The organism is Sphaerospermopsis torques-reginae ITEP-024 (assembly GCF_019598945.1).
In the GTDB taxonomy this organism is placed as follows: Bacteria; Cyanobacteriota; Cyanobacteriia; order Cyanobacteriales; family Nostocaceae; genus Sphaerospermopsis.
In genome coordinates this window covers 3,426,951-3,453,891 of record NZ_CP080598.1, presented here as the reverse complement: position 1 = coordinate 3,453,891, position 26,941 = coordinate 3,426,951, and the positions used below count along the sequence as shown (strand labels likewise).

24 protein-coding genes, 2 tRNA genes and 1 pseudogene are annotated in these 26,941 nt (G+C 37.4%); 12 read left to right on the top strand and 15 right to left on the bottom strand.

Annotated elements, in window-relative coordinates; genetic code table 11:
- Nucleotides 1-253 precede the first annotated feature (253 nt).
- The 4 genes from K2F26_RS16035 to trmFO all read left to right on the top strand — a co-directional run bounded on the left by K2F26_RS16035 (nucleotide 254) and on the right by trmFO (nucleotide 3,011).
- Nucleotides 254-847 (top strand): element excision factor XisH family protein, encoded by a 594-nt coding sequence (locus K2F26_RS16035; RefSeq protein WP_194058990.1) that lies wholly within the window; start codon nucleotides 254-256, stop codon nucleotides 845-847.
- An 84-nt stretch (nucleotides 848-931) separates the two neighbouring features.
- The gene (locus tag K2F26_RS16030; protein WP_194058992.1) at nucleotides 932-1,261 is read left to right on the top strand and encodes a DUF433 domain-containing protein; all 330 of its coding nucleotides are present in this window, start codon (nucleotides 932-934) and stop codon (nucleotides 1,259-1,261) included.
- Nucleotides 1,258-1,608 carry a DUF5615 family PIN-like protein gene (locus tag K2F26_RS16025; RefSeq protein WP_246605387.1) on the top strand — a complete coding sequence of 117 codons (351 nt, stop codon included), beginning with the start codon at nucleotides 1,258-1,260 and terminating at the stop codon, nucleotides 1,606-1,608. The genes K2F26_RS16030 and K2F26_RS16025 overlap by 4 nt, the downstream gene beginning before the upstream one ends.
- 83 nt (nucleotides 1,609-1,691) lie before the next feature.
- Nucleotides 1,692-3,011 (top strand): FADH(2)-oxidizing methylenetetrahydrofolate--tRNA-(uracil(54)-C(5))-methyltransferase TrmFO, encoded by a 1,320-nt coding sequence (trmFO, locus tag K2F26_RS16020; protein ID WP_220608612.1) that lies wholly within the window; start codon nucleotides 1,692-1,694, stop codon nucleotides 3,009-3,011.
- Between the two features lie 154 nt (nucleotides 3,012-3,165).
- On the opposite strand, the gene K2F26_RS16015 is transcribed toward trmFO, so the two are convergent.
- Nucleotides 3,166-3,603 (bottom strand): hypothetical protein, encoded by a 438-nt coding sequence (locus K2F26_RS16015; RefSeq protein ID WP_367890307.1) that lies wholly within the window; start codon nucleotides 3,601-3,603, stop codon nucleotides 3,166-3,168.
- A 212-nt stretch (nucleotides 3,604-3,815) separates the two neighbouring features.
- On the opposite strand from K2F26_RS16015, the pseudogene K2F26_RS16010 reads away from it, so the two are divergent.
- Nucleotides 3,816-3,935, top strand: a pseudogene (locus K2F26_RS16010) (M23 family metallopeptidase); the annotation flags it as partial.
- A 541-nt stretch (nucleotides 3,936-4,476) separates the two neighbouring features.
- A tRNA-Arg gene (locus K2F26_RS16005) sits at nucleotides 4,477-4,549 on the top strand.
- 175 nt (nucleotides 4,550-4,724) lie between these two features.
- On the opposite strand, the gene K2F26_RS16000 is transcribed toward K2F26_RS16005, so the two are convergent.
- A tRNA-Phe gene (locus K2F26_RS16000) sits at nucleotides 4,725-4,797 on the bottom strand.
- 153 nt (nucleotides 4,798-4,950) lie between these two features.
- Nucleotides 4,951-5,835, bottom strand: coding sequence for a metal ABC transporter permease (locus K2F26_RS15995; RefSeq protein ID WP_220608611.1), 885 nt, complete (start codon nucleotides 5,833-5,835; stop codon nucleotides 4,951-4,953).
- Between the two features lie 144 nt (nucleotides 5,836-5,979).
- Between K2F26_RS15995 and K2F26_RS15990 the strand changes: the two genes are divergently transcribed.
- A complete protein-coding gene (locus K2F26_RS15990) occupies nucleotides 5,980-6,333 on the top strand; it encodes an ArsR/SmtB family transcription factor (RefSeq protein WP_220608610.1) in 354 nt (117 codons plus the stop codon).
- Nucleotides 6,334-6,414: 81 nt separating this feature from the next.
- On the opposite strand, the gene K2F26_RS15985 is transcribed toward K2F26_RS15990, so the two are convergent.
- Both K2F26_RS15985 and K2F26_RS15980 read right to left on the bottom strand, forming a co-directional pair.
- A complete protein-coding gene (locus K2F26_RS15985; RefSeq protein WP_220608609.1) occupies nucleotides 6,415-7,218 on the bottom strand; it encodes a metal ABC transporter ATP-binding protein in 804 nt (267 codons plus the stop codon).
- 60 nt (nucleotides 7,219-7,278) lie between these two features.
- Nucleotides 7,279-8,289: a metal ABC transporter substrate-binding protein gene (locus K2F26_RS15980; RefSeq protein WP_220608608.1), complete on the bottom strand. Its 1,011-nt coding sequence runs from the start codon at nucleotides 8,287-8,289 to the stop codon at nucleotides 7,279-7,281.
- A 335-nt stretch (nucleotides 8,290-8,624) separates the two neighbouring features.
- Here K2F26_RS15980 and K2F26_RS15975 point away from each other — a divergent pair, with 335 nt between their 5' ends.
- Nucleotides 8,625-10,178, top strand: a complete 1,554-nt coding sequence (locus tag K2F26_RS15975) for an iron uptake porin (RefSeq protein WP_220608607.1) — start codon at nucleotides 8,625-8,627, stop codon at nucleotides 10,176-10,178.
- Between the two features lie 411 nt (nucleotides 10,179-10,589).
- On the opposite strand, the gene K2F26_RS15970 is transcribed toward K2F26_RS15975, so the two are convergent.
- On the bottom strand, nucleotides 10,590-12,320 hold the full coding sequence (locus tag K2F26_RS15970; protein WP_194059004.1) for an Rqc2 family fibronectin-binding protein: 1,731 nt from the start codon (nucleotides 12,318-12,320) through the stop codon (nucleotides 10,590-10,592).
- A 349-nt stretch (nucleotides 12,321-12,669) separates the two neighbouring features.
- Complete coding sequence (locus K2F26_RS15965) at nucleotides 12,670-12,942, bottom strand: hypothetical protein (RefSeq protein WP_194059006.1); 273 nt, start codon at nucleotides 12,940-12,942, stop codon at nucleotides 12,670-12,672.
- A 223-nt stretch (nucleotides 12,943-13,165) separates the two neighbouring features.
- On the opposite strand from K2F26_RS15965, the gene K2F26_RS15960 reads away from it, so the two are divergent.
- Nucleotides 13,166-13,348 (top strand): hypothetical protein, encoded by a 183-nt coding sequence (locus tag K2F26_RS15960; RefSeq protein WP_220608606.1) that lies wholly within the window; start codon nucleotides 13,166-13,168, stop codon nucleotides 13,346-13,348.
- A gap of 1 nt (nucleotide 13,349) precedes the next feature.
- Here K2F26_RS15960 and K2F26_RS15955 read toward each other — a convergent pair whose 3' ends face one another.
- From K2F26_RS15955 to prfC, 6 genes are all read right to left on the bottom strand, one after another.
- Entirely contained in the window at nucleotides 13,350-13,610 is a 261-nt protein-coding gene (locus tag K2F26_RS15955) for a UPF0175 family protein (protein ID WP_246605615.1), read from the bottom strand.
- 296 nt (nucleotides 13,611-13,906) lie between these two features.
- Nucleotides 13,907-15,178 carry a glycosyltransferase family 4 protein gene (locus K2F26_RS15950; protein WP_194059008.1) on the bottom strand — a complete coding sequence of 424 codons (1,272 nt, stop codon included), beginning with the start codon at nucleotides 15,176-15,178 and terminating at the stop codon, nucleotides 13,907-13,909.
- A gap of 1,057 nt (nucleotides 15,179-16,235) precedes the next feature.
- The gene (locus K2F26_RS15945; RefSeq protein WP_194059010.1) at nucleotides 16,236-16,721 is read right to left on the bottom strand and encodes an RNA recognition motif domain-containing protein; all 486 of its coding nucleotides are present in this window, start codon (nucleotides 16,719-16,721) and stop codon (nucleotides 16,236-16,238) included.
- A gap of 287 nt (nucleotides 16,722-17,008) precedes the next feature.
- The gene (locus K2F26_RS15940; RefSeq protein ID WP_194059012.1) at nucleotides 17,009-17,755 is read right to left on the bottom strand and encodes a hypothetical protein; all 747 of its coding nucleotides are present in this window, start codon (nucleotides 17,753-17,755) and stop codon (nucleotides 17,009-17,011) included.
- Between the two features lie 635 nt (nucleotides 17,756-18,390).
- Complete coding sequence (locus K2F26_RS15935) at nucleotides 18,391-20,532, bottom strand: M48 family metalloprotease (protein ID WP_220608605.1); 2,142 nt, start codon at nucleotides 20,530-20,532, stop codon at nucleotides 18,391-18,393.
- 163 nt (nucleotides 20,533-20,695) lie between these two features.
- On the bottom strand, nucleotides 20,696-22,321 hold the full coding sequence (prfC, locus tag K2F26_RS15930; RefSeq protein ID WP_220608604.1) for a peptide chain release factor 3: 1,626 nt from the start codon (nucleotides 22,319-22,321) through the stop codon (nucleotides 20,696-20,698).
- Nucleotides 22,322-22,811: 490 nt separating this feature from the next.
- Between prfC and K2F26_RS15925 the strand changes: the two genes are divergently transcribed.
- A complete protein-coding gene (locus tag K2F26_RS15925) occupies nucleotides 22,812-23,042 on the top strand; it encodes a hypothetical protein (RefSeq protein WP_194060078.1) in 231 nt (76 codons plus the stop codon).
- Nucleotides 23,039-23,302 (top strand): ParE family toxin-like protein, encoded by a 264-nt coding sequence (locus tag K2F26_RS15920; protein WP_220608603.1) that lies wholly within the window; start codon nucleotides 23,039-23,041, stop codon nucleotides 23,300-23,302. Before K2F26_RS15925 ends, K2F26_RS15920 begins: the two co-directional genes overlap by 4 nt.
- 102 nt (nucleotides 23,303-23,404) lie before the next feature.
- Here the strand turns inward: K2F26_RS15920 and K2F26_RS15915 are convergent, their stop codons facing one another.
- Together K2F26_RS15915 and K2F26_RS24880 are read right to left on the bottom strand one after the other, a co-directional pair.
- Complete coding sequence (locus K2F26_RS15915) at nucleotides 23,405-23,716, bottom strand: DUF3800 domain-containing protein (protein WP_302850064.1); 312 nt, start codon at nucleotides 23,714-23,716, stop codon at nucleotides 23,405-23,407.
- 510 nt (nucleotides 23,717-24,226) lie between these two features.
- Nucleotides 24,227-25,738, bottom strand: coding sequence for a serine/threonine-protein kinase (locus K2F26_RS24880; protein ID WP_246605386.1), 1,512 nt, complete (start codon nucleotides 25,736-25,738; stop codon nucleotides 24,227-24,229).
- A 490-nt stretch (nucleotides 25,739-26,228) separates the two neighbouring features.
- Between K2F26_RS24880 and K2F26_RS15905 the strand changes: the two genes are divergently transcribed.
- Nucleotides 26,229-26,588 carry a DUF4870 domain-containing protein gene (locus K2F26_RS15905; protein ID WP_220611906.1) on the top strand — a complete coding sequence of 120 codons (360 nt, stop codon included), beginning with the start codon at nucleotides 26,229-26,231 and terminating at the stop codon, nucleotides 26,586-26,588.
- The last annotated feature ends 353 nt before the right edge of the window (nucleotides 26,589-26,941 follow it).

Genomic DNA, 26,941 nt, shown 5'->3' with positions numbered 1-26,941 from the left:
CAATACTCGTGAATAAAAAGATACTTAATCACTGAGAAAAGTTATTATTTAGTTTTTGGTGCTATTTTGAAAAAAATAGATATTGACGTTTGCTATTTAACTGTTTATAATTAGTAGTTAAGAAATATACGGTGAACTCATGGCATCAAACATAGTAGCCACCGTATATTTTTCAGCTTTTGATCAAAAATTAAATAAGTAAATAGCTTAGGTTGCGACATCAGCATGAATGTAAAAGTGGACGCATGATGAAATGTCCAGAAAAGATATCTTCCATGATTTAGTTAAACAAGCTCTTACCCAAGAGGGTTGGATTATCTCTGATGATCCTCTATATTTAAGTATAGGTAACTTAAATATTCAGATTGATTTAGGCGCTGAATATTTGATTGGTGCAGAGAAAGAAAATCAAAAAATCGCAGTAGAAGTTAAAAGCTTTCTCAGAGCTTCCAAAATTACAGATTTTTATGTACCCGAAATTATTTATCAAAGATTAGTCAATACCGCCCATGCCACTCAACGTCCTTTAGAAGAAATCATACTACGTGCTTTACAAGTAGGTAGTCCACCTGCATGGGATGATGTACCAGAGGAATTTCAAGCGGAAATTGCCGCTTTAGATAAATTAGATGATCATACTCTCTGGCAAATTTTCCATAGTCATAAAACAGCAACAGATATGGAAGAATATAATACCTTACTTGACAAAAATTCTAGCGGTACATTAGCAGAAAACGAAAGATTAAATTTAATATCCCTCAGACATGAAGCGGATTTGTTTATGTTACGTAAAGCCCAAGCTGCTGTTTTACTGCGTTGGCGTGGATATAGTTTACTAAATCCTTAAATTATTGTGTCTACTTATATTCCTGAAAGTTTAAGAAAACAAATCATATTATGATTATAAATAGCTAGACCAGCGAGTAAATTTATGTCAGTTATTGCAGCTAAAACTTACGTAGAGTATCGGAACGATGGATATTGGGTGGAAGGAACACGGATTTCTCTAGATTCGATTGTCTATGCTTTCCGAAAAGGCTTATCACCTGAAAGTATCGTTCAATCTTTTCCTCTGCTAACCTTAGAACAGGTTTATGGAGGAATCACGTTTTATCTAGCTAACCGCGCTGAGATTGATACTTACTTAGCAGATGAGGAAGCGGCTTTTGATACTATGCCTCAACCACTAGAAACCAGTGATCCTATTTTATATGACAAACTCAAGGCAGCGAAAAAAGCAAGACAGCAGGTGAGATTGTGAATATTCGCTATCAAGCCGATGCTGATTTGAATCAATCTATTGTAACGGGAGTTCTGCGACGAGAACCCAGCATTGATTTTCAAACTGCCTTTGTTGCTGGCTTAGAAGGTGTAAAAGATTCAGAAGTATTAGGAATGGCTGCACAGCAGGGGCGTATCCTTGTCAGCCATGATCGTAAAACAATGCCATCAGAGTTTGCACAATTCATTACCAACAAGCAAAGTACAGGCGTTATCATTGTTTCTCGGAAGTTACCACTTGAAGTCATTATTGACGAACTATTGCTGATTTGGGCAGTATCCAGTGCAGAGGAGTGGCTTAATCGGATTGCAAAATTACCCCTTTGAGGTAAGCTAAAAATGCCGATGCAGCGGCTTGTTCAACAATTTTCAAATATATTTAACCAAACCAAGTAATTAAAAAAACAACTATGACACAACAACCCATACAAGTAATAGGCGGTGGACTTGCAGGAACAGAAGCAGCATGGCAAATAGCCCAAGCCGGCGTTCCTGTCATTCTCCATGAAATGCGCCCTAAACGCTTCAGTCCTGCCCATCATACCGAAAATTTAGCCGAGTTGGTATGTAGTAACTCCTTTGGAGCAATGGCCAGCGATCGCGCAGCCGGTTTATTACACGAAGAACTCCGTCAACTCGGTTCTATTATCATCTCTAAAGCTGATGAACACGCTGTTCCTGCTGGTGGTGCTTTAGCAGTTGATAGAGGACAATTTGGGGAAGACTTAACCCAAACTTTAGCAAATCATCCTTTAATTGATTTCCGCAGAGGAGAAGTTAAAGAAATTCCTGAAGGTATTGTAGTGTTAGCTTCTGGACCTTTAACCAGTCCCGATTTATCCGCAGATTTACAGCGGTTTACGGGGATGGAATATCTCAATTTCTTTGATGCAGCCAGCCCCATAATTAGCGGTGATTCTATTAATAAAGATATTGCTTTTATGGCTTCCCGCTATGACAAAGGTGAAGCAGCTTATCTCAATTGTCCCATGAATAAAGAGCAGTATTTACAATTTCGACAGGCACTTTGTGAAGCTGAACAAACAGAATTAAAGGACTTTGAAAGAGAAACTGCGAAATTTTTTGAAGCTTGTTTACCAATAGAAGAAATGGCACAAAGAGGGGAAGATACTATGAGATATGGTCCCCTGAAACCAGTGGGTTTATCTGATAGTAGAACCGGAGATCGTAACTATGCTGTGGTGCAGTTGCGTCAAGAAGATAAAGCCTGTCAACTTTGGAATATGGTGGGTTTTCAAACTAACTTACGTTGGGGTGAACAAAAACGAGTTTTTAGAATGATTCCTGGTTTAGAAAATGCTGAGTTTGTCAGATTGGGAGTTATGCACCGCAATACTTTTTTAAATGCACCCCAATTAATGTTACCAACTTTGCAATTTAAACAATGTCATACTTTATTAGCAGCAGGACAATTAATAGGAACAGAAGGTTATACTGCTGCATCTGCTGGTGGTTGGTTAGCGGGAACAAATGCAGCGAGAATCGCTTTAGGAAAAGAACCTTTAATGTTACCGAATACTACCATGATGGGGGCATTATTTGAGTTTATTAGTTCCGCTGCACCTAAGCATTTTCAACCCATGCCACCTAATTTTGGTATTGTACCAGATTTGGGTGTGAAAATAAAAAGTAAACCAGAAAAATATGGACGTTATCGAGATAGATCCTTAGCAGATTTAGCAAGTTGGAAAACTGCAAACTTAGGATAAATTCAGATCCTCGATTTTTTTTGATATTGTCAATTAATGATATATTAATCATAGAAGTCGGGGATCTCAACTTTATATTTTTCAGAATCAGGATGTCCAGGATTTGAAGATTTACAGGATTTTCATTGAATGTAAACTACCCAGATTTAGATATTTATTCTTTCTCTTTTAATATTACTAAACCATGAATACCTATGGCGGTAATTACACCACCTAATAATCCCCAAGTAGCATCTGCAAAAACATTAATTCGATGGGCTAAAGCTCGATGATAAGCAAATTGTAGACTTCTTTCATTAGCAGTTTTATCTTTTGCTAATTGTTCTACATAGTTTTCAGCTTTGATCAGTGCAGAATAGTCTAAAACAAAAAAATACAGCGATATTAATACTACCGAAAAACCAGGGATAACTAAAGTAAGTAATAAAATTCCTGGGCGTTTCTTCATAATTAGCTTTATTCCTCTCAACACCTCTATTTTAGTAATAATGGTAATAGCAATTATGTCATCATCAACAAAATTTAATTGCTTGACTACATTGATGTTTCCTGCGTGTAGATGCGTTAGTGTATCAGTATCAAGTAAGTACATTAAACTTTATCATCCTCATCAATTTTTGCTCTTCCCCTAGCTGCATAAGTAATAGTTATGGGTGTTAATTTTTGCAAAGGTTTGGGCATAATGCGATTACGAGTTTTACAGCGATCGCAATTTTCCCAAGGTTTGGCTGTTTTGCTACAAAGCCGAAATTTAAGTGATGTTATCAGTCGTCGTCATCAGTTAAAGTTAGTTTATCAGGCAGATCAGCACAAAAAGGACAAGCGATCGCTGCTGTCGGTTCTACCGGGTTATCTACAGGACCACACCTGCATTTTGAAGTCCGTCGCAATGATTCACCTGTTAACCCCGCAGATTATTTATAGCAGGAGTCAGGAGTCAGGAGTCAGGAGTCAGGAGTAAAACTGATGTCCTAACCACCCTGTCCACGGCTATATAAATTAATTCTGGTTTCTGGTCAAACTCAAAAAGTATTAGGTTTAAATAACAACAATATAGTCAGATATAGTCAAATATTAACATCTGTGGTACAAAAATATGATCAATTTTTGTCTGCATCTGTGATGCAAAATGTGAACGTGTGTGATATACTAGTCTTGAGTTCAAGAAGCGTAGATCCTTGAAAAGTGGTGAAAGTCCTGATCTGAGAGTGCGGAGAGTTAGAATTAACCTAACCATAGTTCCTGTATGCCAGGAAATCCTATAAATTAGACGAAATAAAACATTTTCAAGAGTAGCTAATCAAATCAGAACTGAAAAAAGGTAAAAGTAGTTCGGAACTCTATCTGATGATAGGAACCGAACATTGTGGCTTGTAGTTAGCCCTCTAAGGTGTAGAACCTTAGCAAGCTAGAAATATTTGACTATATTTTAGTAACTATGTTATAATTCCAAATGTATATGTAAGGGCGCGTGGCTCAGTGGATAGAGCAACAGATTCCGGTTCTGTGGGTCGGGGGTTCAAATCCCTCCGCGCTCGTTTGTTTTTACAAGACTAACTGCAAAACTTAAGGTTGGTTTTATATCAATTTTCTCTCACTTCACCTGTGTAAAAAGCTCCCACCATAAACTCGATTCACTATAAACTTGATTGTTTCTAGCATGATAGTCATGAAAACCCTTATCTTCAGGGTTTTCTAGCTATTTAATTCAAATGCCAGGAACCAGACTTGAACTGGTGGCACGAGGATTTTCAGTCCTCTGCTCTACCGACTGAGCTATCCCGGCGCGGGCTTTTTTTATGTTCGCCACGATTACTAAATGTAGCAGAGGAAAAAGGATTAGTCAAGGGGTTTATCAAAAAAAATTTTATTTATTTTTGATGGCAACCGCCAAGATGATCAAACCGATATATAAAAAGACTTTCACCCCCATCACTTGTCACCTGTTCCCTATTACCTGCTTCCCGAACTTCACCCCAGCGAAAACAAAGACGAACACCAGGAACTGCACTAGAACGATACTCGGACCAGAGGCCAGGTTAAACACTCCAGAAACCATCATTCCAGCGATGCTACTACAAGAACCAACTATCACCGATAGAATGAGAAAGCGGCTAAAATGGTGACTGATAAGTTTGGCTGTAGCAGCGGGAATGACTAAAAAAGCATTTACCAATAAAACCCCAACAGCTTTAATTGCCACCGCGACGGCTAAAGATAGTAAAATGACAAACCCATAGCGATATAATTGAACAGGAACGCCTTGGACTTGGGCAACATCAGGGTTAAGGGTTAACAAAATTTGCGATCGCAAAGTTGACAATAAAAAAACGCTGCTACCCAACAGCACCAGCACCGTCAAAATTAAATCCGTCCTATCAATGGCCAGAATATCGCCAAATAATACCGCCATCAAATTACCCTGATATCCCTTAATCATGCTGCTGAGGATCACACCAATAGCTAATGACCCGGATAGGACTATACTCAGAACACTATCACTGGCTAAATCTGTTTTGTCAATTAAATAGAGGACAACTACACCAAAAATTAAAGTAAATGGCAACAACATCCAATGAGGATTTGTATTTAGTAACACTCCTAATGCTACCCCTACCAAAGCAGCATGACCAACAGCATGACTAAAAAAAGATAACTGCCGCAAAGTCACAAAGCTGCCCAGTAAACCGCCCAGTATTCCCATTAATACAGCACCGATAATGGCACGTTGCATAAAAGGGAATTGTAATAAGTTTACCAACTCAGCAAAATTATTAACACTAAATAAAAACAAGTTGCTTTGAACATCAATCAATAACTTCATATCTTTGATTTTACCGCATTTTTCATTTATAATATAAATAGATTATCTTTCATTTTCTGACTAAATATCCAAATCTAGAGCAAATTTTGTGAGTATGATTTTTTCGGTTTCTCTATAAATAAATTAATTGATTTTAAAAAAACCATGATTCAAATTCGTCCATCCATTACTTTAGATAGAAATAATCTTGCAGCCATTCCTCATGAATTAATTAGCACAGAAAAAGCCCAACGCATGGCGGAATTTTTTAGTTTTTTAGGAGATGCTAACCGCCTCAGAGTTTTGTCATTATTAGCTAACAAAGAATTTTGTGTGAGTGATTTAGCAGCGTTATTAGAAATGAGTGAATCTGCTGTTTCTCACCAACTGCGAAACTTACGTGCTATGCGTTTGGTGACTTACCGTAAACAAGGACGTAATGTTTTCTATCGCCTCCACGATAGTCATATTTTCCATCTTTATCAAGCAGTCGCTGAACATTTGGATGAAAAAGATTAAGTTGGTGATTGGTGATTGGTGATTGGGGAAAATAAAGTTAAATGTTAAAACTTCTATTCCCTATTCCCTATTCCCTATTATTTAATGATGGTGTTGATAACGACTAAAACCGGGTCCATACGTTGCTAAGAGATTTTGTGGTGAAAGGGCAATTTCTGGATGGCCAGAACACACTAAAGTTTGATTCAGACAAAGCACGCGATCGCAATGACGGTTTACCATATCAATATCATGGGAAACCTGTAACACTGTCCAATTTTCCTCCCGTTTTAACTCATTTAGCAAGGCATAAAAATCAGCCGCACCTTGCATATCTACCCCAGCAAAAGCTTCATCCAATACTAGCAATTTGCGCGGACTTACCAAACAATAAGCTAACAATACTCTTTTTAGTTGACCACCACTCAGAGTACCAATAGCTTGATTTCTTAAATGATAAGCATCTGTACGTTGTAAAGCTGCTTTGACTGCGGCTGATTTTTCTTGTTTGTTTTGCCAAAACTTGGCTAAAAATAGATGTTTATTTTGACCTTTTACCTGTTCCCTGTCACCTATTCCCAGTTCTACTAACTCACTCACAGAAATAGGAAAACTGCGATTAAAAATAAAGTTTTGTGGCATATATCCCAACTGGTTACGCAAATTTCCTAACCGATAAATAGGGCGACCAAAAATTTCTATTGTTCCAGAACTACGAGGAATTAAATCTAAAATAGCTTTAACCAAGGTACTTTTACCAGCGCCATTTGGTCCCACTATTGCTGTATCTGTTCCAGGAAATAATTCAAAGGAAACATCCCGTATAGCTAAATAGCTTCCTTGATAGACCGTTAAACCTTCTACTTTTAATATTGGTAATGTCGTTGCTTGTGGATCGTCAGTCATTCGATTTTAGATTTTGGATTTTGAATTTTTGATTTTGAATTATCAATTATCAATTATCAATTATTTACATCCTGTTGCTAAACTCTGTAAATTATTTCTCATTGCCTGAAAATAATATTGTGGGTTGGTTTCCCCGGTTTCTAAAGAAGTAAGAGGATATAAATTCAAGTTCAAATCTTGAGATAAGCTATTCAATAATTTGTTATCTACTCCTGGTTCACTAAATAAGGTTTTGACTTGGTACTTTTTCACTGCATTGACGGCTTTTTTTACGTCTGCTGGTGAAAGTTGATCTTCGGGAATTTTCACCACTGCAACTTGCTTGAGGTTGTATCTTTGGGCTAGATAAGGAAAGGCATCATGAAAGGTGATAAAAGTACAGTTGGGTGTTTTGCTTAACGTCTGCTGAAATTCATTATTTAATTTGTCTAATTCTTGAATATAAGCGGCAGCATTTTTTTGATAAACTTCTTTATTGGCTGGATCAGCTTTAATTAAACCATCTCTAATATTGATAACTTGCTGTTTGGCAAAAACTGGATCTAACCAAACATGAGGGTTTCCCTCTGCGTGTTCATGTTTGTGATCATGATCGTGGTCTTTTACTTCCTCTACTGGTGATATATCATTTACTACTTTAATACCTTTGCTGGCATCAATTTCTACTAATTTAGAATTTTCCGCATTTTTGATGGTATTGCTAAGAAATTCTTCCATACCTAAGCCATTTTTTACCAAAATTTTGGCTGTGGCGATCGCCTTTACATCATCCGGTGTAGCCTGATATTCATGCACATCTGTACCTGGTGGAATTAAAATCTCTACATCTGCTACATCTCCAACTACAGCTTTCGTAAATAAATACACGGGTAAAAACGTAGTTACTACTTTGGGTTTCTCTGAGTTTTGTACCTTTTGTACAGGTGATGGTGAGGACTGTACACCATTTTCCGCTGTATTATTCTGTGTTTGCTGACAACCAGAGGCAATTAAACAGCAAAATAGAGTAAATATCAGATAAATTCTCTGTTTATAGCTTTTTATCTCTTGTTTTATAATATTCACTGTCATTTGCTTTTCCTTTCTTGAGAATAATTTTTGATTTTAGGTCAACTTTCCATTGAAAATTATACTCATTATACATTAATATAAGAACCATTATCATTTTCACATAATACTGTCAAAAAAATTATTGTCAAAAAAACTATGCACTATTTGCAAGATGCTGTAATTTAAGTAATGTAGATTACATTTTTTTCGGGAAGACTGCTTTAAGATTACGTTTCTTAAGTGCTGAGAGATTTTTAGCTACATAGTTTTAAAAATTACTTTACTCAGCTTTGTCAAAAAACGTAGCAAATAGACTTCTCGGTACAGTTGTGAAATATCAATGGGTGTGTGGAAAAATGGCTAAAAAGTGGAATCATCTTACCAGTCCAGCTATTTGCAGCATTATACTATGTGCAAATACATCTGTTTTCGCAAGTGAACCAGCAGGGAAAACAGAAACAAATTATTCTCAGCAAGAGTTAATATCACAAGTTACTTCAGTATCTCAGTTGTCAGATGTACAACCAGGAGACTGGGCATTTCAAGCATTACAGTCTTTAGTAGAACGTTATGGTTGTATTGCAGGTTATCCTAACGGAACTTATCGGGGAAATCGCGCATTAACCAGGTATGAATTTGCAGCAGGTTTGAATGCTTGTTTGGATCGGGTGAATGAATTAATTGCTACTGCAACTGCTGATGGAGTCACAAAACAAGACTTAGCAACTATCCAAAAACTGCAAGAAGAATTTTCTGCGGAACTAGCAACCTTACGGGGGCGTGTGGATGCTTTGGAAGCAAAGACTTCTGAGTTAGAAGCAAATCAGTTTTCGACCACTACTAAACTGCAAGGTCAAGTTGTAGCCGTTGTTAGTGATGTTTTATCAGGTGATCAAGTTAACGGAACACCTATTACAGATAAAAATACTACTCTTGGGGCGCGAGCAAGAATTGAATTTGTCAGCAGTTTTACGGGTAAAGATACACTGTTTACCAGAATTGAGAGTAATAATATCGACACTCCTAACTTGCTAACAGAGGAAGGAAATTTGGCTTTTGAAGCTAGTAGTACTACCACGTCTGTACTGGGAACACTATCGTATAGATTCCCTCTTGGTGAGAAAACCCAAGCAATAGCGATCGCCGCCGGTGGTGCAATAGACGACATTACCAGTACAGTGAACATTTTTGACGGTGATGGTGCTTTTGGTGCTTTATCTACCTTTGGTACACGCAACCCTATTTATAACCAAATAGGTGGTGCGGGTTTGGGAGTAACTCACCAGTTTAGCGATAAGGTGGGAGTAAGTTTAGGGTATTTAGCAGATTCAGCGAATAACCCTGCCAGTGGAAGTGGTTTGTTTGATGGTCCTTATGGTGCTTTGGCACAGTTGACTGTAAAACCAAGCGATCGCATTACCCTTGGTTTAACTTACATCAATTCCTACAATACACGACTAGCTACAGGTAGCAATAACGCCACATCTAACTTTTTTGGAACCAATTCATTTTCCAGTAATTCCTACGGTGTGCAAGCATCCATAGGCATTAGTGATAAATTTGTGTTAGGTGGTTGGGGTGGATATACCAAGAGTGATGTGTTAACAGGTACAAGAGGAGATGTAGATATTTGGAACTATGCTGTCACCCTTGGTTTCCGAGACTTGGGTAAAAAAGGTAACTTAGCTGGTATTATCGTCGGCATGGAGCCAAAAGTTACCAGTACAAGTACCAACTTGACACAATTCAAAGACCAAAACACCTCATATCACATCGAAGCATTTTATCAATATAAACTCAACGACAATATCACCATTACCCCTGGAGTTATTTGGTTAACCGCACCAGACCATAACAATAATAATAATGATGTGGTAATTGGGGCGTTGAGAACTACCTTTAGTTTCTAGGAACAGGGAATAGGGAATAGGGAATAGGGAATAGGGGCAACCACGGGGGGTTTGCCCCTACGTTGTTAAATAAAAAACCAGCCTTCCCACGGGCTGGTCAAAAAAAATTTAAAAACGTTGTTCGTGTTGTCTTCTCAGTAGAGTCAAAACCAAATTGCACGTTCCCAAAATGCAACGGGCAACTTTTCTTAACAAGATTGTAACAGGCGGTACAGATTTTTCTATAAAATTCTCAAAAAATATATGTCCCAAGTTAAGGAAGTCTTTATATTTACAGGCAGATGAGGAAGATCCGTCAAGGTCTAAAAGTCAGGAAGTTATGACAGGAGTTCAGGAGTTCAGGAGTCAGGAGTCAGGAGTCAGGAGTCAGGAGTCAGGAGGATAAAAAAAGAATTTTCTGTTCCCTATTCCCTATTCCCTATTCCCTATTACTTGTGGTTTTCCCCAAATTATCGTTTCTTGTTTATAAACCACAAGTCCGGGTTTTGCACCTTTGGGTTTATAGACTCGGTTGGGTTGGGTGTAAACAACTGGTACTTGTTCACTTTCACGGCCACGACTAAAGTATGCTGCTAGGTTGGCTGTGTATTCTAAGTCTGCTTCTTCGGCAACTGCGCCGGGTTCTAGTCTCAATAATACGTGACTTCCGGGTATTTCTTGGGCATGAAACCATAAATCATAATCTCCAGCTACCCGAAATGTGAGATAATCATTTTGATTGTTGTTACGACCGATCAAGACTTCAAAACCGCTAGGGGTGCGATAACGATGAAAGTTTGTACTTGCGGTTTCGGTGTTGCTACGACGACGATATTCTAAGTCTTCTAAATATTTTTGTTCTATGAGTTCATCGCGTATTTCTTCTAAAGCTTGTAAGTCTTCTGTATTTTGGTAGTTCTCTATTTGGGAAATGGCGGCTTCTACTTGTTCCAAATAGTCTATTTCTGCTTGTACTTCTAATAATAATGGTTCGACTGCTGCACGGGCGCGTTTGAGTTTTTGATGTTGTTTGTAAAGTTTTTGGGCGTTTTGGACAGCGTTTTTGTCTGGTTGCAGGGCGATCGCCACTGGTTTACCTGTCTCAAAATCATTTAAAATAATTTCAGTCATCCCTGGTTGCCAGTTGTGCAGATGTGCCATTAACAGATCCGCTTGTTGTTTATATTCATCTGCTTGATCTGACTGTTGCAACCTGTCTTTAAAGGTTTGGGCTTTAATATTTAACTTACCCAAAATATTACTTAATTTCTGGGTTAACTGATGACGTAGCTGAGAAAATGTTTGTTGATTTAATTGATCACTATAATATTGATTGAGTAATTCTTGGATATTCTTAGCTGGTGTTATTCCTCCCCAACCTAAAACAGTGTAACCCTTGGCAGTTACCGCAGGTTGAAATTTACCAAGTTCTAAATTTTGTAACCATTCTTGCCATTTGCTAAATAGTCTATCCCAGTCATGGGCGGTTAAAATATCACTATTGGTTTCTGGTGATATATTGGCAGCGAATAACATAGAATCTAACAAAGCTGCACTTAAACCGCTATAACTTTTCAGGAGTTGCTTTTTAATAGCACCTGGTACTAAACTCACCCGTTCTTGCCAGCGTGTTTGAGATTCGTTTAAATTGGGGATAGTTCCCGTGAGTTTGGGTGGTGTTTCGTAAGGTTGACCGGTTTGGATCGGACGAACGCTAGACTGTTGTTGACTAACTTGATGGGCGGCCGTGATAATTTCGTTATTAGCATCGGTGAGAATAGCATTACTATATTTACCCATAACTTCCACATACAGGTGATAAAGTGCTGCTTCTCCTGGACGACGGGCAAATTTAAAGTCTACCACTCGTTCCCAAGGGGCGATAAAATCTATAGCTATTAAAGCTAAACCACCCAACTGATGTATGAGTTGTTGACTGAAAGTGAAAGTATCTGGTGTGCGTGGTGGTGGTTCTGCAATACAAATGCGTGTCGCTTGGGGATGCCATGATATATCTAGCCAGTCACGCTTTTTCATGGTGCGTAAAGCTATGGCTATAGTATGGCGATCGCGCTGATATACTTGTTCTGTGCGTGCGGGTAGCCAGTTAGCGCGGAGTTCGCTGCAAGTTGCGGTGAGGGTGGTAAAGTCTACGGGTTGCAAAATAATTAATTATCAATAATACGGTTTTTAGGTTGAGGTTATATTATAGGATATAGGACTTAGGCAGGAATCACGGAAGAACGAACCGCAAAGAACGCAAAGGACACAAAGGGAAGAAGGTTTAAGAGAGATTTTTAGTTACTACTTGATTTATTATCATTTTTTTGAAGAGGCCGCGCCAAACTGTTTAACAATTTCTTCTTTCTCTGTGTTCTCTGCGCCTCTGCGGTTCGTTTATGAATTTAATAAACAACATATAACAGGAGTCAGGAGGCAGGAGTTACAGGAGGAAAATATTTTTCCCTATTCCCTCTTAACTGTCACCTGTCACCTGTCACCTGTCACCTGTTTATTGCCAAGGTGAAGGAATAGGTGTTGTTGACAGGACTTTATCCGCCATCAGCCTTAAACCTGTTTTACCACAACTGGGACAGGTAATTTCTAGAAATTGGGATGAGGTGACATCTACTTCACTCAAAATACCTTGTTTACAATGCCAGCATTCAAATATAACTCTACTAACTGGTTGATTACAGTCTAATATCTTGACGTGCTGGGCTGGGGTGGGTTGACTGTCTATTTTTCTGGGTTTGGGGAATTTTTTAATTTCTTGAACTTCCATCGTTGTACCTGCTTTACTTTCTATCCACTTTAGCCTTTAGGTGGGGAGATAACAAAGCTATACTCATCCGTTGTTGCACTTGATCGGGAAAAAGGCTGAAAAACCTACCAGATAGCCGACTTCTGTCCAAGTTTGATTATTTTTTGAGATCATGAAAAAAGAAGTTGGGGATATTTAACAAAATACATTTTTTGATTTCACGCAGAGACGCAGAGAACGCAGAATGGAACGAGAAAGAAAAAACCCCAGCTTTGATGAAATAGTATTGCATCTATTACCACTTTTAAAAAACGGCACAACACCAGAAAATCAAACAATTCTCACAGTTTTACAAGATATTGGAGAACGGATAGGAGAAGACAGTTGGAGACTAAAAAGAGAAGGACAACTTTCATTATTTGAGTAAATTAATATCCTCTTTCCTTCCTTTGCGTCTTTGCGTCTTTGCGTGGGAAACAAAAAATTTCCTCGGCTAATTCGACCGCAGTATATTGAAATGGAGAAACCTGATAACGAATCAGAACATCCATAAATTCTATTCTGTTTAAACCTGCTATCTCAGCCGCTTTACCTTGAGATATCGATCCTAATTCATACCATTTAACAGCAGCAGCAATTTTCATGTCTCTAGCTAATTCATCAGGGGATTTTCCTAATGTGTGAAAAATGCTTTCTGGTAATTATATAGATATGGTTGTCATGATTAGGTAGTTGAAATTAATAATATAATTGTAATATAGCAGTCCTGAACCAATACTTTTCGGTTAAGCCCAAAAAATAAAATTCTGTAGGTTGGGTTGAGGAACGAAACCCAACATTTATAGACATTTGTTGGGTTTCACTTTGTTCAACCCAAACTACTAAAATAGAACAGATTTATTGACAGTGGATACATAATTCCTAAAAAATATCCCCTGAAAACCCAGAGGATATCAAAAACCCGTCAAAAAAGATTATTAATTAACTAACCAGCAACCAAAGCTGGCTCTTTTTCTTTAACCGATTGCAGCAGTTCAGTATAAAGCGAATCCAACTGACTCGCCACACCATCCCAACTAAACTTACTCATTACCCGCATATTACCCGCTTTACCCAACTCCGCACGCCATTCAGAATTACCTAAAATCCTGTCAATAGCATTACTAAACGCTGATACATCTTGAGGTGGTACTAACAAACCAGTATTTTCATTCACCACACTAAACTGAAGTCCACCCACATCACTAGCGATCACCGGTGTACCACAGGCCATAGCTTCCACCGCAACCAGTCCAAAAGGTTCATAATGGCTAGGAATCACGCACACATCAGCCGCAGCGTAATAAGTGGGGAGAATTTCCTGTTTCAACAAACCAGGGAAAACTGTACAGTCACCCATCCCCAACTCGTTAACTATTCCTTCAATGCGATCGCGTTCTCTACCATCGCTATTACCTGGTGTACTTCCCCCACCAATAATTAACTTCAGGTTTTTATCACCAAAAAAATGCGACTCCCGCACCGCACGCACCAAAGTTTCTATCCCCTTCCGTGGATCAAAACGTCCCACATATAACACCACCTTAGCATCTTTGTCAATACCTAATTTAGCTCTCGCTGCTTCTCTCTCCACAGAACCAAAACGGCGAATATCTGTACCACAAGGAATAATATCAATATTTCCTTGTTGAGAAACCAAAGTTCTCATGTGTTGTTTTTCCTGTGGACTTGTAGCCACAATTCTTTCTGCTGTTTCTAAAACTTCTTTTTCTACCGCTAGACGTTGACTAGCAACTAAAGGAATATTTTCTATTGTGTTATATTTGACGATGCCTAAAGAATGATATGTATGAACCTGTTTACTTCCTTGGATTTGTTTTAACTGCAAACCTACCCAACTGGATAACCAGTAGTTAGTGTGAACCAACTCATATTTAAAGCCGTTTTCTTTTTGAAATTTTAATAACTGTTCTACAAATTCTGGCAAATATTTAAAGCCGTTATCTCGTGGTACAAATTCCACAGGACCTGCTGTTAACCGAATGGTTCGACAGCGGGAATTATGTTGCACAATATTTTCTTGTTCAACACTTATTTTCCGGCTAAACATATCAACTTGCCATCCTAGTTGGGATAGTGCTTCACCCACTTGACGGACATATACATTTTGTCCTCCAGCCTCTTCTCTCCCTATTTCAATCGCCGGATCACCGTGGACTGAAATTAAAGCAATGCGTTTGTTACTGGTAGAGTTCATAAGTTGTGTGTTGCTGATTATCACAAGGTAGTTTGGGTTTCCAAGTTTACGCTGTTCACGCTTACCTGAATTCTTTAGAAACTTTGATTAATCTTTATTTTAATTTATAAATGATGATTTCAGGGGTAAATTTTCATCAAAACCACATAGTTTTGTATATTAATATTTAATACCTTTGATAGATGACATTCTATTTTTTTGATACTAATAAACAAAATTTTATCAATGATATATCGGACATTAATTAATGCAAAATTAATGCTTAATACGCCGATTAAAAAGCATAAAATACGTGAATTTTAAATAGTTTTATTCACTGATTGACATTATTTGTTTCCCCCATAAAACAATTATTAATTACTATTGAATTGACAATTTCGTTTGGTTTACACATCTTTCATGCTAACAATCTTCTTTGGTGAAATTACTTTTTTTAAACTACAGTTTTTAAAATCCAGTATTGACTTATACTATTATTATGAATTATTTTTTTTTGTTAAATAAGCTACAGTTTTGTAAAAAAGTTATAGCAGGGGGCAGGCGGCAGGAGTTTTTTATTTTGGATTTTGGATTGTTTTTGTCAACTCCAATCTAAACATGACTTACGCAAAATATCTCTCAAACCCTCTTTCCTACCCTTCGGGAACACCTCCGGTGAAAGTGTACTTCGTTCCTTCGTGCTTCATTCTTCCGTGACTTGTGGTGCGTAAGTCCTACTAAAATCTAAAATTTTTCTCCCCAGTCCCCTTAATAAAATTAAGCAGTGCTGAAGCCAGATTTAGCTTTCAACACTGCTTAATGCCTCTGTTATTGTTGGTTGTTTGCACAAAAAACAGTCCACGAGGGCTGGTGATTTCAGAGAAATTTAGTAGCCTTAGCTACAAAAGAACAACCAAAAATTAAAAATCTCCATCATTTGTGATATGGCTGTAGACAAAGTAGTTAGGATATCAGTTAATCATGAAAATCCCACGAGCAGCGAGTTTTACTCCTGACTCCTGACTCCTGACTCCTGCTATATTTGTGATTTTTAATTTTTAGCACTGGACCTGGAGGATCAGGAGCCGGCAGCAGCTAACATTTGTTTGAGTTGTTCTAACTTATCAGCCCAACGGGGATCTGGACGAATCGCATCTGAATCAACTGTACTAGCTGTCTCACGAGATCCACCACCACCACGGCGAGATTTTTTAGATCCTTTTTCACGGCGTTCTTTGTTGGTATTAGGTGCAGGAGTGCTACTACCTTGACTAGCAGCTTTGGGTGCTTGTTCTTCACCTTCATCACCTTTAGTCCGGGGTAATGCCTTTTCTAGTTTAATGGCAGCATCTTTAAACAATTGACCATTATATTTTTCAATAATTTGGTCTGCTTGTTCGTCATTGTTCACCGTTAAAAATCCAAAACCGCGACATTTACCTGTTTTGCGGTCTTTAATCAGTTTAGTAGTGACAGCATCGCCTTCAGCCGCAAATACAGCTTGCAATTCTTGACGATCAATTTCTTCTTTGGGCAAATTACCTATGTATAGGCGAACTGACATGAACTATACCTCCAGTGTAAAAATGAAAATGACAAAACAAAAACATTGACTTGGCTTTGGCTTCTAAATAGATGCTATTAACAAAAATCGCCATAAACCAATTTTTTAATGCCAACTATCAAACTATAGTTTCAAACTACATGAACATACCATAAACATACCATGAACATACCATGAACATACATTTATATCATGTTGTTTGTTCTTAGGGAATCACCCCAACAGGGAGAACTATAACGCCCCTATCCCTTGGCTAAACGCTGTCGGGAATACTTTATATTAAAATATTAAACTACCATTAACATCAACAATTTAGATGTTTGTTTACGAGTCGGTAGTAAAGATTTTAATTTAGCTTTTTGTTGATTGTAATAACGATTAATTGACTTGATAATCTGCCCTTTGATTATAAATTGCACAAATCTAAGTTGGTTAGCAGTTAAAGCTGCTAGGTTATCTCTGCCTACATTAATCGCTGCAATCGCATCTTGTTTTAAGTCATAATCTAACTCCTCTTTTTCATAAACAACTTCTACCACATCATGGTCAATATTGGGTACATTCCTGACTCGATGCAGACAGAAATAAGCTACAACAGTAGGAACGCAAATATGTTTTGGTGATAGATGAATCAAGTCTGCTTTCATTTTGTATTTACTCACGATCTGAGCTATATAAACTAATAACTGTCTGCTCTTTTCTTTGTGTTGATATTTGAGTAATTTGTCTCTGTCTAAAAATTCTGGTTTATTTTCTATGTATGTTTTAATTACTGCCAAAAATTTTAACCAATAGTGATGCAAACCTAATAAGAATTTTTTTGCTCCTTGAGCAGATAACTCTTGATCAGCTTGAGAATACTTTAACTGTTTGGTTAGTAAATCAATATCTAGATATTTATTCTTTAAACTCCAACTTTGGTGGATATATAATTTAACATAATTGTAGAAGTTTTTAGCAAAAACGTACAAATCATCAATCTCCTGTTTATGGGGATAATTTTTTTGAATAATATACCTCTCAATTAATTGCATAATAATCTTAACAATATGCTTATACATACTAACTAATTACCATGACTAAGTTAATACCCACAAGAATATATTTTGTAGCACCATCTGATGTGCTACTAAGTTTATGAATATTAATGCTCATGTTTTTCTATAGATTGGGCGCAATTTTCCAATACCGTTTTTTGTGAGGATGATGCTTATTTAAGACTAAACCGCTAGTATGACCAGCTAATACCATCTTAATTCTTAGGATTCCAAATTTAATAGTCAACCGTCCACTACAGTAAATGAATTCTTTCCAGCTTTAACCCGAAGAACAAAATACCATCTCTTAACATTATCATGGTATTGCCTACGTAGCTAGTTCAGCACTCACATTTTTGCAGATTGCATTATAGCATTATAGCATCGTAGGATACAATACATTTTTGCACAAGGGGATTTTTGGAAACAAAAACCAGCCTTTGGCTGGTCGCTTTGCTGTTGTGTTGGGAAGATTAAAGGGGATGGAATAATAGCAGTAGTAAGATTACTAACTAAGTTGGGTGACTCAGTTAAGTCAGTTGCCATTGATTTTGTGAATAAATGTAACATTATTGAGTTCTAGTTTGCAACGTTTGTTTACATTTCCTGGGTTTTGAAGGCAGCAAGTGCCATTATCCGGCTATAGATTGGGCTGTTAGCATAATATAAGCTCCCCAAGCTTGGGCGATGACGGCTAAAACAGTGGAAAAAATGGGATGGGGACTATTAATAATTGTGCCATTTTGAGTTTCTAGGGTTTGAATGTCGATCCAAAGTGTTGCCCCTCTTCGTAACCAACCTGTAACGATAATTTGCCTACCTATCAATTCTTGGGGTGTGGTTTTGAGTTCTAACCAAGGAATATGATGTAGTTTCACTAAACCTATGTTTGATTGTAAAATCAGGTCTTGGGCTAGACAGTTACTAGTACCTCGACGACCTAACAGTTTACCAGTAATACGGATGCTGACGCTATCAAGTGGCAAAACCGAGGGGTTTGTTAATAGCTGCAAAATTTGCTCATCACTGTCTAAGCTCAAAGATTTGATTTCTGGGAAAAAGGCATTTAGCCGCATGACTGTACCAATGCTAAAGCCTATCATTAAGAATCCTGTCACAAATGACCAATCATCATAAATCCATTTCAGGTTAAATAAATGCAAGGTGTATGCACTTTGCCAAGCTAACCAAAACAGTCCTGCCAATGTCAAACCCAAAGGAATACCCAACCAAGGGGCAATTTGTAATAAGAAAGATTGCGGTTTAACCTGTAATAACTCTGGATAAATGAAATGCAGTTCTGTTTCTAAATGCCAATGACGGGCGATTTTACACAAACGTTGTAGGCGATCGCCCAATAAAGGATGACTATTATTAATAGTAAACCATTGCCGATAAGGATTGCTATTTTCCCATATTAATAATGATTCCCACGGTAGATGACCGGCAAGGCTACCTAAACAAAGGCTGTGTTTAAAGTCTACTGGGGCTAAAATATTCAAACTTTCTAATTGCCAACTGGTATGTTCTTGTTTTTTGATATCATCAGCAATACCAATGGTAATTTTCAGTAAAGCACGAATTAACCCATTGGGATTACCTGTAATTTCGGCGGCTTGGCGATCGCTCGCATAAAGGCGAAATCGAGAATTAAGTAAAGTTGTACCGGTCAATAAACACCAAATACCATAACACAAACTGGACAAACCAGTATTAGTCCAGCGCCAAATTTTCTGCTCACTTTTATTTGCCCAAGTTGAGGCTTGCTGATAAATTTGATAAATCGGTAAAGTCACCAACAACGCCAAAGACATCACCCCAAAATCCCAACGGTTAATTTGTCCTAAACCTAAAGCATAAATAGTAGCTATTTCATCATCAGTGAGTTTTTCCAACAGTCCCTGACTGACAACAATCCTGGCGTTACGAGGTAGATTACCATAGGTGAACATCATCGGTGCTGCTATTGGTAAAATCTGGAATGTGGGAACAGGCCAACGTTTTAGCTGACAAGTACGTTGTGTGATCCTCACTGCTTCCCGACTATAGGTAGACAAAATTTCTTTAGATAAAGGTTGTTGCTGATAAAATTCTGTTAGTAACCAATCTAACAACCAAGGAGACAGCACCAACATAACTAACAATAAGACTAATATTAATGTAGTAAAATCACTATATAAAAATGGCAATGGACTAACATAAGGAAGTTTATCTAAAATCTGATTTGTTAAAGTCATTACCAACTCTAACATGGCGCGTAATACCCACAACAAAGCCATGAAAGTTGCTAAAGCTAATAGTCGGGAAGGAATTAAATTATATTTACGGAGAGGTTGCCATACTTTTGCACGTCTAGCTTGTCGCCAATAAATGCTGGTTGTTTCTGTGGTACTATAGATATTATTGGTATAATTGTTTGATCTGCTGACTTGTGCCTTGGTGATTTGAGTAGAATTGACAATATTCTGTGATTGATGATGTGATTTTGATTTGAGTCTTTTTTGTCGTTTAGTTAAATGTTCAAGTGCAACTTTTGCCCATTCTTGAACTTGGGAATTATCACTTTCAATTAAATTTCTGCACAAGGCGATCGCCTTTGATATTTCCCCTGTATGTGCATAAGACATCACTAAACCAACCAGTGCTTGCAAACGGATATCGCTGTCCTCTGGGTTGTTAGCAATAGGCAACAATTGAGTTATTGCCGCATAGTAATTTCCCTCTTTGAGAGCAGCTAAACCTGCCTCCAAAGAGGATTTTTCAGATGAAAGCATAGAATTTTTTTACTCCAATTTATTCTAGGTAAGACACGCGATCTAATTAGAAATTGAACAAATAGATGCGAGTTCCTGAAAAATTCAGAAGTCAGGAGACTGGGGAGGTGGGGAGATGGGGAAGAAAATAATTAACTGTCACCTGTCACCTGTCACCTGTCACCTATTCCACTGGTTGTTGACTAGAAAATACTGGAGCGATCGCACTTAATTTTAACTCTGGATGGTCTCCCTGTAATTGTTGACAATTCCATTCATTACGGAATAATAAAACTGGTCTTCCCATACTATCTTTAACTGTAGTAGTGTTAAATACACGCCCCACTTTTTCCAAAGCTTCCCAACCACCTTCAACCCAGCGAGCCACACTATATGGTAATAAATCAAGAATAGTTTCTACACCATATTCATTTTGTAAACGGAACTGCACAACTTCAAATTGCAACTGACCAACCGCTGCCAAAATTGGATCACGTTTGGCTTCATCTGTTGAGTACATAATTTGTACAGCACCTTCTTCTCTTAATTCAGAAACACCTTTTTGAAATTGCTTAAATTTTGATGGGTTGGGGTTTCTAAGAGTGGCAAAAAGTTCTGGTGAAAAATAAGGAATTCCCTCATATTCCAGCTTTTGTCCTGTATAAATTGTGTCGCCAATCGCAAAAACTCCGGGATTATTTAAACCTATTACATCCCCAGCATAAGCGACATCAATAGATTCTCTCTCTTGGGCAAAAAGTTTTTGCGGTCGAGACAGACGGACAACTTTACCTGTGCGGGCGTGGTTCACTGTCATATCTTTTTCAAACTTACCTGTGCAGACCCGGACAAAAGCAACTCTATCCCTGTGTTTGGGGTCCATGTTAGCTTGGAGTTTGAAGACAAATCCTGTAAACTCTGGGTAGGTTGGGGGAATTTCGCCAGCGGTACTGTGATGTATACCGGGTTTGAGGGCGTAGTCCAAGAAGTATTTGAGGAATAACTCGACCCCGAAGTTAGTCATGGCGCTCCCAAAAAACACAGGAGTCATTTTTCCTTGATGCACTAAATCTAAATCTAGTTCCCCACCAGCGCCTTCTAATAGTTCTAACTCATCTTTAAGTTGATGGTAAAGGTCTTGTTCTAACAGTTGCTCAATTCTGCTATCACCTAAATCAACTATAGTGTCAAGAGCTTCTTTACTACCGTGGGCGCTGCGTTCAAATAAATGGATTTGCTTTTGGTGGCGGTCAAATACGCCTTTAAAGCGATCGCCCATACCTATCGGCCAGTTTACCGAGTATGTTTGTAATCCCAATTCTTGCTCAATCTCATCCAAAAGTTCTAAAGGTTCTCTTCCCGGACGGTCGAGTTTATTCACAAAGGTGAAAATGGGAATACCCCTCATTTTACACACTTCAAACAGTTTGCGGGTTTGGGGTTCTAACCCTTTAGCCGCATCAATCAGCATCACCGCGTTATCTGCTGCTGCTAAAGTTCTATAAGTGTCTTCACTAAAATCTTGGTGTCCAGGGGTGTCAAGTAAATTAATTTGACAATTGTTATAGACAAATTGTAAAACAGTAGAGGTAATAGAAATACCCCGTTGTTGTTCCATTTCCATCCAGTCAGAAGTGGCTTTTTTTTGCGCTCTTCGGGCTTTTACCGCTCCGGCTTCATGGATAGCACCTCCGTATAATAATAGTTTTTCAGTTAACGTAGTTTTACCAGCATCAGGGTGAGAAATAATCGCAAAATTGCGACGTTGTTCCACCGCTTGACCTAGTTCTTCAATCAGTTCAGTAGCCATAATTTGTAATTTGTTTTTTACCTTACTTAATTAAATGTAATCTTTTTCAGGACGAGAACACAATTTTATCATCCGATTTTAGATGTTAGATTTTGGATTTTGGATTGACCCCAAGGAGCAATCTGGGGTTTGACTCTCAGAAATTATTTGTCAATTATATTCATTTTCACCTGTGAATCAATCAATTTTAATTCAGATAATTCAAATATTTCAAAAATTCATGGGTGAGGTGGTTGACAAATGGGGGAGTTTTCAGTATTATTTGATTATAATGGGAAAATGTGGGCGCATATAGGGTCTTGTTGAAGATTTCCCAAATTATTTTATTTGTCATAATCAGGATTTATGGTTACTGAGCGAAGTCGAAGTACAGGATTTAAGGATTTACAGGATGTGAGTTTGTAATATTCTATAATATCTGTACCATCAGCATCTGGATGGGGAGATTTTGAGTAGAATAGACTGGTAAAGTTGTAAAGGAAATTCTATTATGTCATCTCCAGCAATTACCACTGTCATCAAAATGATGGAATCTTTATCTGAAGATGTACAAGACAGAGTTGCAGAACATTTGAGAGAATATTTAGCAGATTTACAAGATGAATTAAAATGGGATAATTCATTTAAAAAAAGTCAACAAAAATTAATTGCATCTGCTCAACGTGCTAAAAGAGAAATTGCAGAAGGATTAGCTAAACCAATGGATTATGATCAGTTATGAAGTCTGCAACCCTTTCTTCTTTTTGGGATGAATATAAATCTCTTGATCAGCAAGTTAGACAAAGTGCAAGAAAAGCTTATCGGTTATGGAGAGAAAATCCTTTTCATCCGTCTTTGCATTTTAAATGTATTAATAATCAAGAAAATATTTGGTCTGTCAGAATCACTCGTAATTATCGAGCAATTGGGATTTTAGATGGTGATACAATAACATGGTTTTGGATTGGGAGTCATGACGATTATGAGAGTTTTCTTTCATAGTTATTGTTGAGGTTGTAATTGTCAGAATCAGGATATCCAGGATTTGAGGATTTACAGGATGTTCTTAGATGTCAGTGCTTTTGTAAATTGTGGTTTTTTGTTTTATTGAATTATATGCAATCCGTGAACTATACCACCTTCTGCATCAAATCTAGGTTCAATAATTGAATAAAATGTATTATCTCCCTTTTCAAAATACCGGAAGATATAATAAGCAATTATATCAGCAAGTTGAATTAATCTGGATGCTTTGGAGTCTAAAAATAAAGGTACTTCAGCAAAATTTCTGATTACACCCCATTGGTAGCCAATTGTTCTAAAATCAATTGCTAGAGATTGAATGGTTGTCTCATAAGTGGATTTATCGAAAATAATAATTCCTCTTTGTGTATTCTTATGTTTATGAAGTCTAATTATCAGTCAAGGAGAGACCTTGCTCTCACGATCCGAAAAGGTCAGACCTCTTGACTGCAACATTCATTATAACATTTATTTTTAACTGTTTACTTTATCTTTGATAAAATCATATTATAATTATATTCTTGTCTGAATCAGGATGTCCAGGATTATAGGATTTTCAGGATGTGATTGAATGATTATTTGTTGGGAGTTGGGGATTTTTTGAGGATGTTTTTGATGATGGTTTTTTGGAAGTTAGGGATTTTTCAGGATGTTGTTAGATGATCGTTTTTGAATTATTTAAACCATCTATAAACTACCATCCTGTCAATCCTTTAATCCTGGTTATCCTGATTCTGACAAATGCAAATTTCATCACCAACAAACCATATATAAACTACCATCCTGTCAATCCTTAAATCCTGGACATTATCTCGACTTACTTCGACTTCGCTCAGTACAAGTCGCTCGATAACCACCTGATTCAGACTTAATAATTTTCTTGTAACCCTTAAATGTTACAGTTTACAAGTCTGGACGCGAGAGAAGAGCCACCAGCCAAGATCCCCCACCCTGCCAATGACCATAAGGATTACCCCAACAGCCACCATCTGCTCCGCCGCCAGGGAGGTGGCCTTCTGGTGCTTTTATATCAAAAGTAATATCTTTGTAGTGCAACCACTCATCTTCTCCTATTATTCCTAATAACTTCTTTTTTTTCCATCCTACCTGGTCTCCGAATTTCTCCCAGGTTTTATTGAAATGTTGGCTCGTTCCCCCCAAACCTTGATAAATTCGTTTTTGCACAGAAAAACCAAACTTACCACTACTGTATTTTAACCATAATTGGTCAATGGTGCGGAGGTCTGTACAAGGAAAATTAAGAATACTAGCAGGATCTAACCAACCTTCCTTTTCCCGTTTTGCAACCGCAAACATTACCCTTCTTGTTTCCTCATCCGCTTCTTTCCATTTTCCAGCTTTGAGTAAGTCACACAGTTTTGTATAATCTTGGTTTACAGGTTGAGGTGTGGAACTTTGAGGAATGAAAATTTCCTTTATCTTAGATAAGAAAGAAGAAGAATTTTCTCGTTGCGGTAAACGAACAGTTTTTACAGATTGAGGTGTGAGGATATTTTGCTTTTGTCTTGGTTGTGGTTGAGATGTAGGAATAGGTGGAGGTAGTGGTGTCACAGGTTTAATCACCAAACCCAAACTTTCCCGAAACTTTAACGCTGTTGGAGTCCGTTTTTCCGGTTCTATTTCCATACCCTGCAAAATAGCATTATTCACCCTCTGACTAATACGAGAATTATAATGTTTAGGTTCTGGTAAAGGTTCATCATCATATTTCCGGTTGACTGCTGGTACTGGACAAATTTCTCCCTCTTGTTTCAATCCATTAGCAGTTAAGAGATAATATAAAGTTGCAGCTAAAGCATAAACATCTGTATGGGGTCCAAAATTCCCCTTACGACGATATTGTTCAATAGGTGCAAAACCTTCGGTGAGTGCGTTAGTCATACTTTTGGTAGCGAGACTGCGAGTTAAACCAAAGTCTATTAACACCGCTTCTTGTTTATTTTGTCGTAATAGAATATTCTCCGGTTTAATATCTCGGTGTAACTGTCCTTTATTGTGGATATATTCTAACGCTTGACCAATTTGATCTATATATAATAGTGCTTCATTTTCTGATAATTGTCCTTTATTTTGCACATATTTAAATAAAGTCACCCCATCAATATATTCCATCACCACCCCAAAAAGTTGACCTTCTTGGATGACTTCATAAACTTTGAGAATGTATTTATGATCAAATCCTTTAATTGTCAATGCTTCGTTAATAAACTTAACCTGTTGATCTCCAAAGTCTTCTCGCAGTTGCATGGTGGAGTTGAGAGTTTTGATAGCGTATAATTTCCCTGTGCTGGGTTCTAATGCTTTGTAGGTAATACCAAAACCACCAGTACCTAAAATGCTTTGAATGATAAATCTACTGTTGTTTATTTGTTGTCCTGGTTGCCAAATTATCATATTTTCAAGAGTGGGATGATTATGATGGGATGAAATTATTGTATAATTTTATCATAATTGTATGATACAGGTGAGTAGTTGTCATCAGGATTTTTTGTCTGAATCAGGACTTTAAACACCAAACAAACCATCTAAAAATTTCCATCCTGTACATCCTTAAATCCTGGAAATCCTGATTCAGACAAATACAACTTTAAACACCAAACAAACCATCTAAAAATTTCCATCCTGTACATCCTAAAATCCTGGAAATCCTGATTCAGACAAATACAACTTTAAACACCAAACAAACCATCTAAAAATTCCCATCCTGTACATCCTTAAATCCTGAAAATCCTGATTCAGACAAACACAAACATCATTACCAACAAACCACCTAAAAATTCCCATCCTGAAAATCCTCCAATCCTGGTTATCCTGATTTATCAAAATTTCACCAAATATGATATAATAAATAACCGAAATCCATGAGGATAAAAGAATGTACGATATATACGATACCGATAAACGCAAAATATTATCAGCCTTATCTCACGGAGCAATTTTTTTTAGCACCACTATTGTATCTGTAGGTTTACCCATTGCTTTATTAATCATCTCTGATGATCCAGTTGTTAAAGACAACGCCAAAGAATCTATCAACTTCCATTTTAACGTTTGGTTTTATGGCGCAATTTTAGGAGGTTTATTTTTTCTCCTTGGTTGGTTAGTGTTACCATTGATCATATTACTACCACTCGCCGGTTTAGGATATGTGCTACACTGGGGATTAACAATTTTTGCTATCATCAGCATTTTGGGTAATCCTGATACACCCTTTCGTTATCCATTCATCTTCCGAGTTTTTTAATCATCCTTTTCATTAGGTATTTATTTCATGATAAGTAATCAGCTATCAGTAATCAGCTATCAGTAATCAGTCATCAGCTAAGAGCAAGGATTCAGAAATTATAACTTCGAGAATGTTATTTTGGGAGCATCCCAAATGTGTAAGTTTATTTTTTTATTGAGTCCAAGACATGAAATAAACGAACCACGAAGGGACGAAGGACACGAAGGAAAGAAAGTTTTAGAGAGATTTTGCAGAGGACAAGTTTATTTTTTCAAAATTGGAATGCTCTCGTTATTTGTATCTATTTCTTTTTATTCTTTGTATTTCCATCTTTCAGATACATATATTTTATTCTCACTCCTGACTCCTGT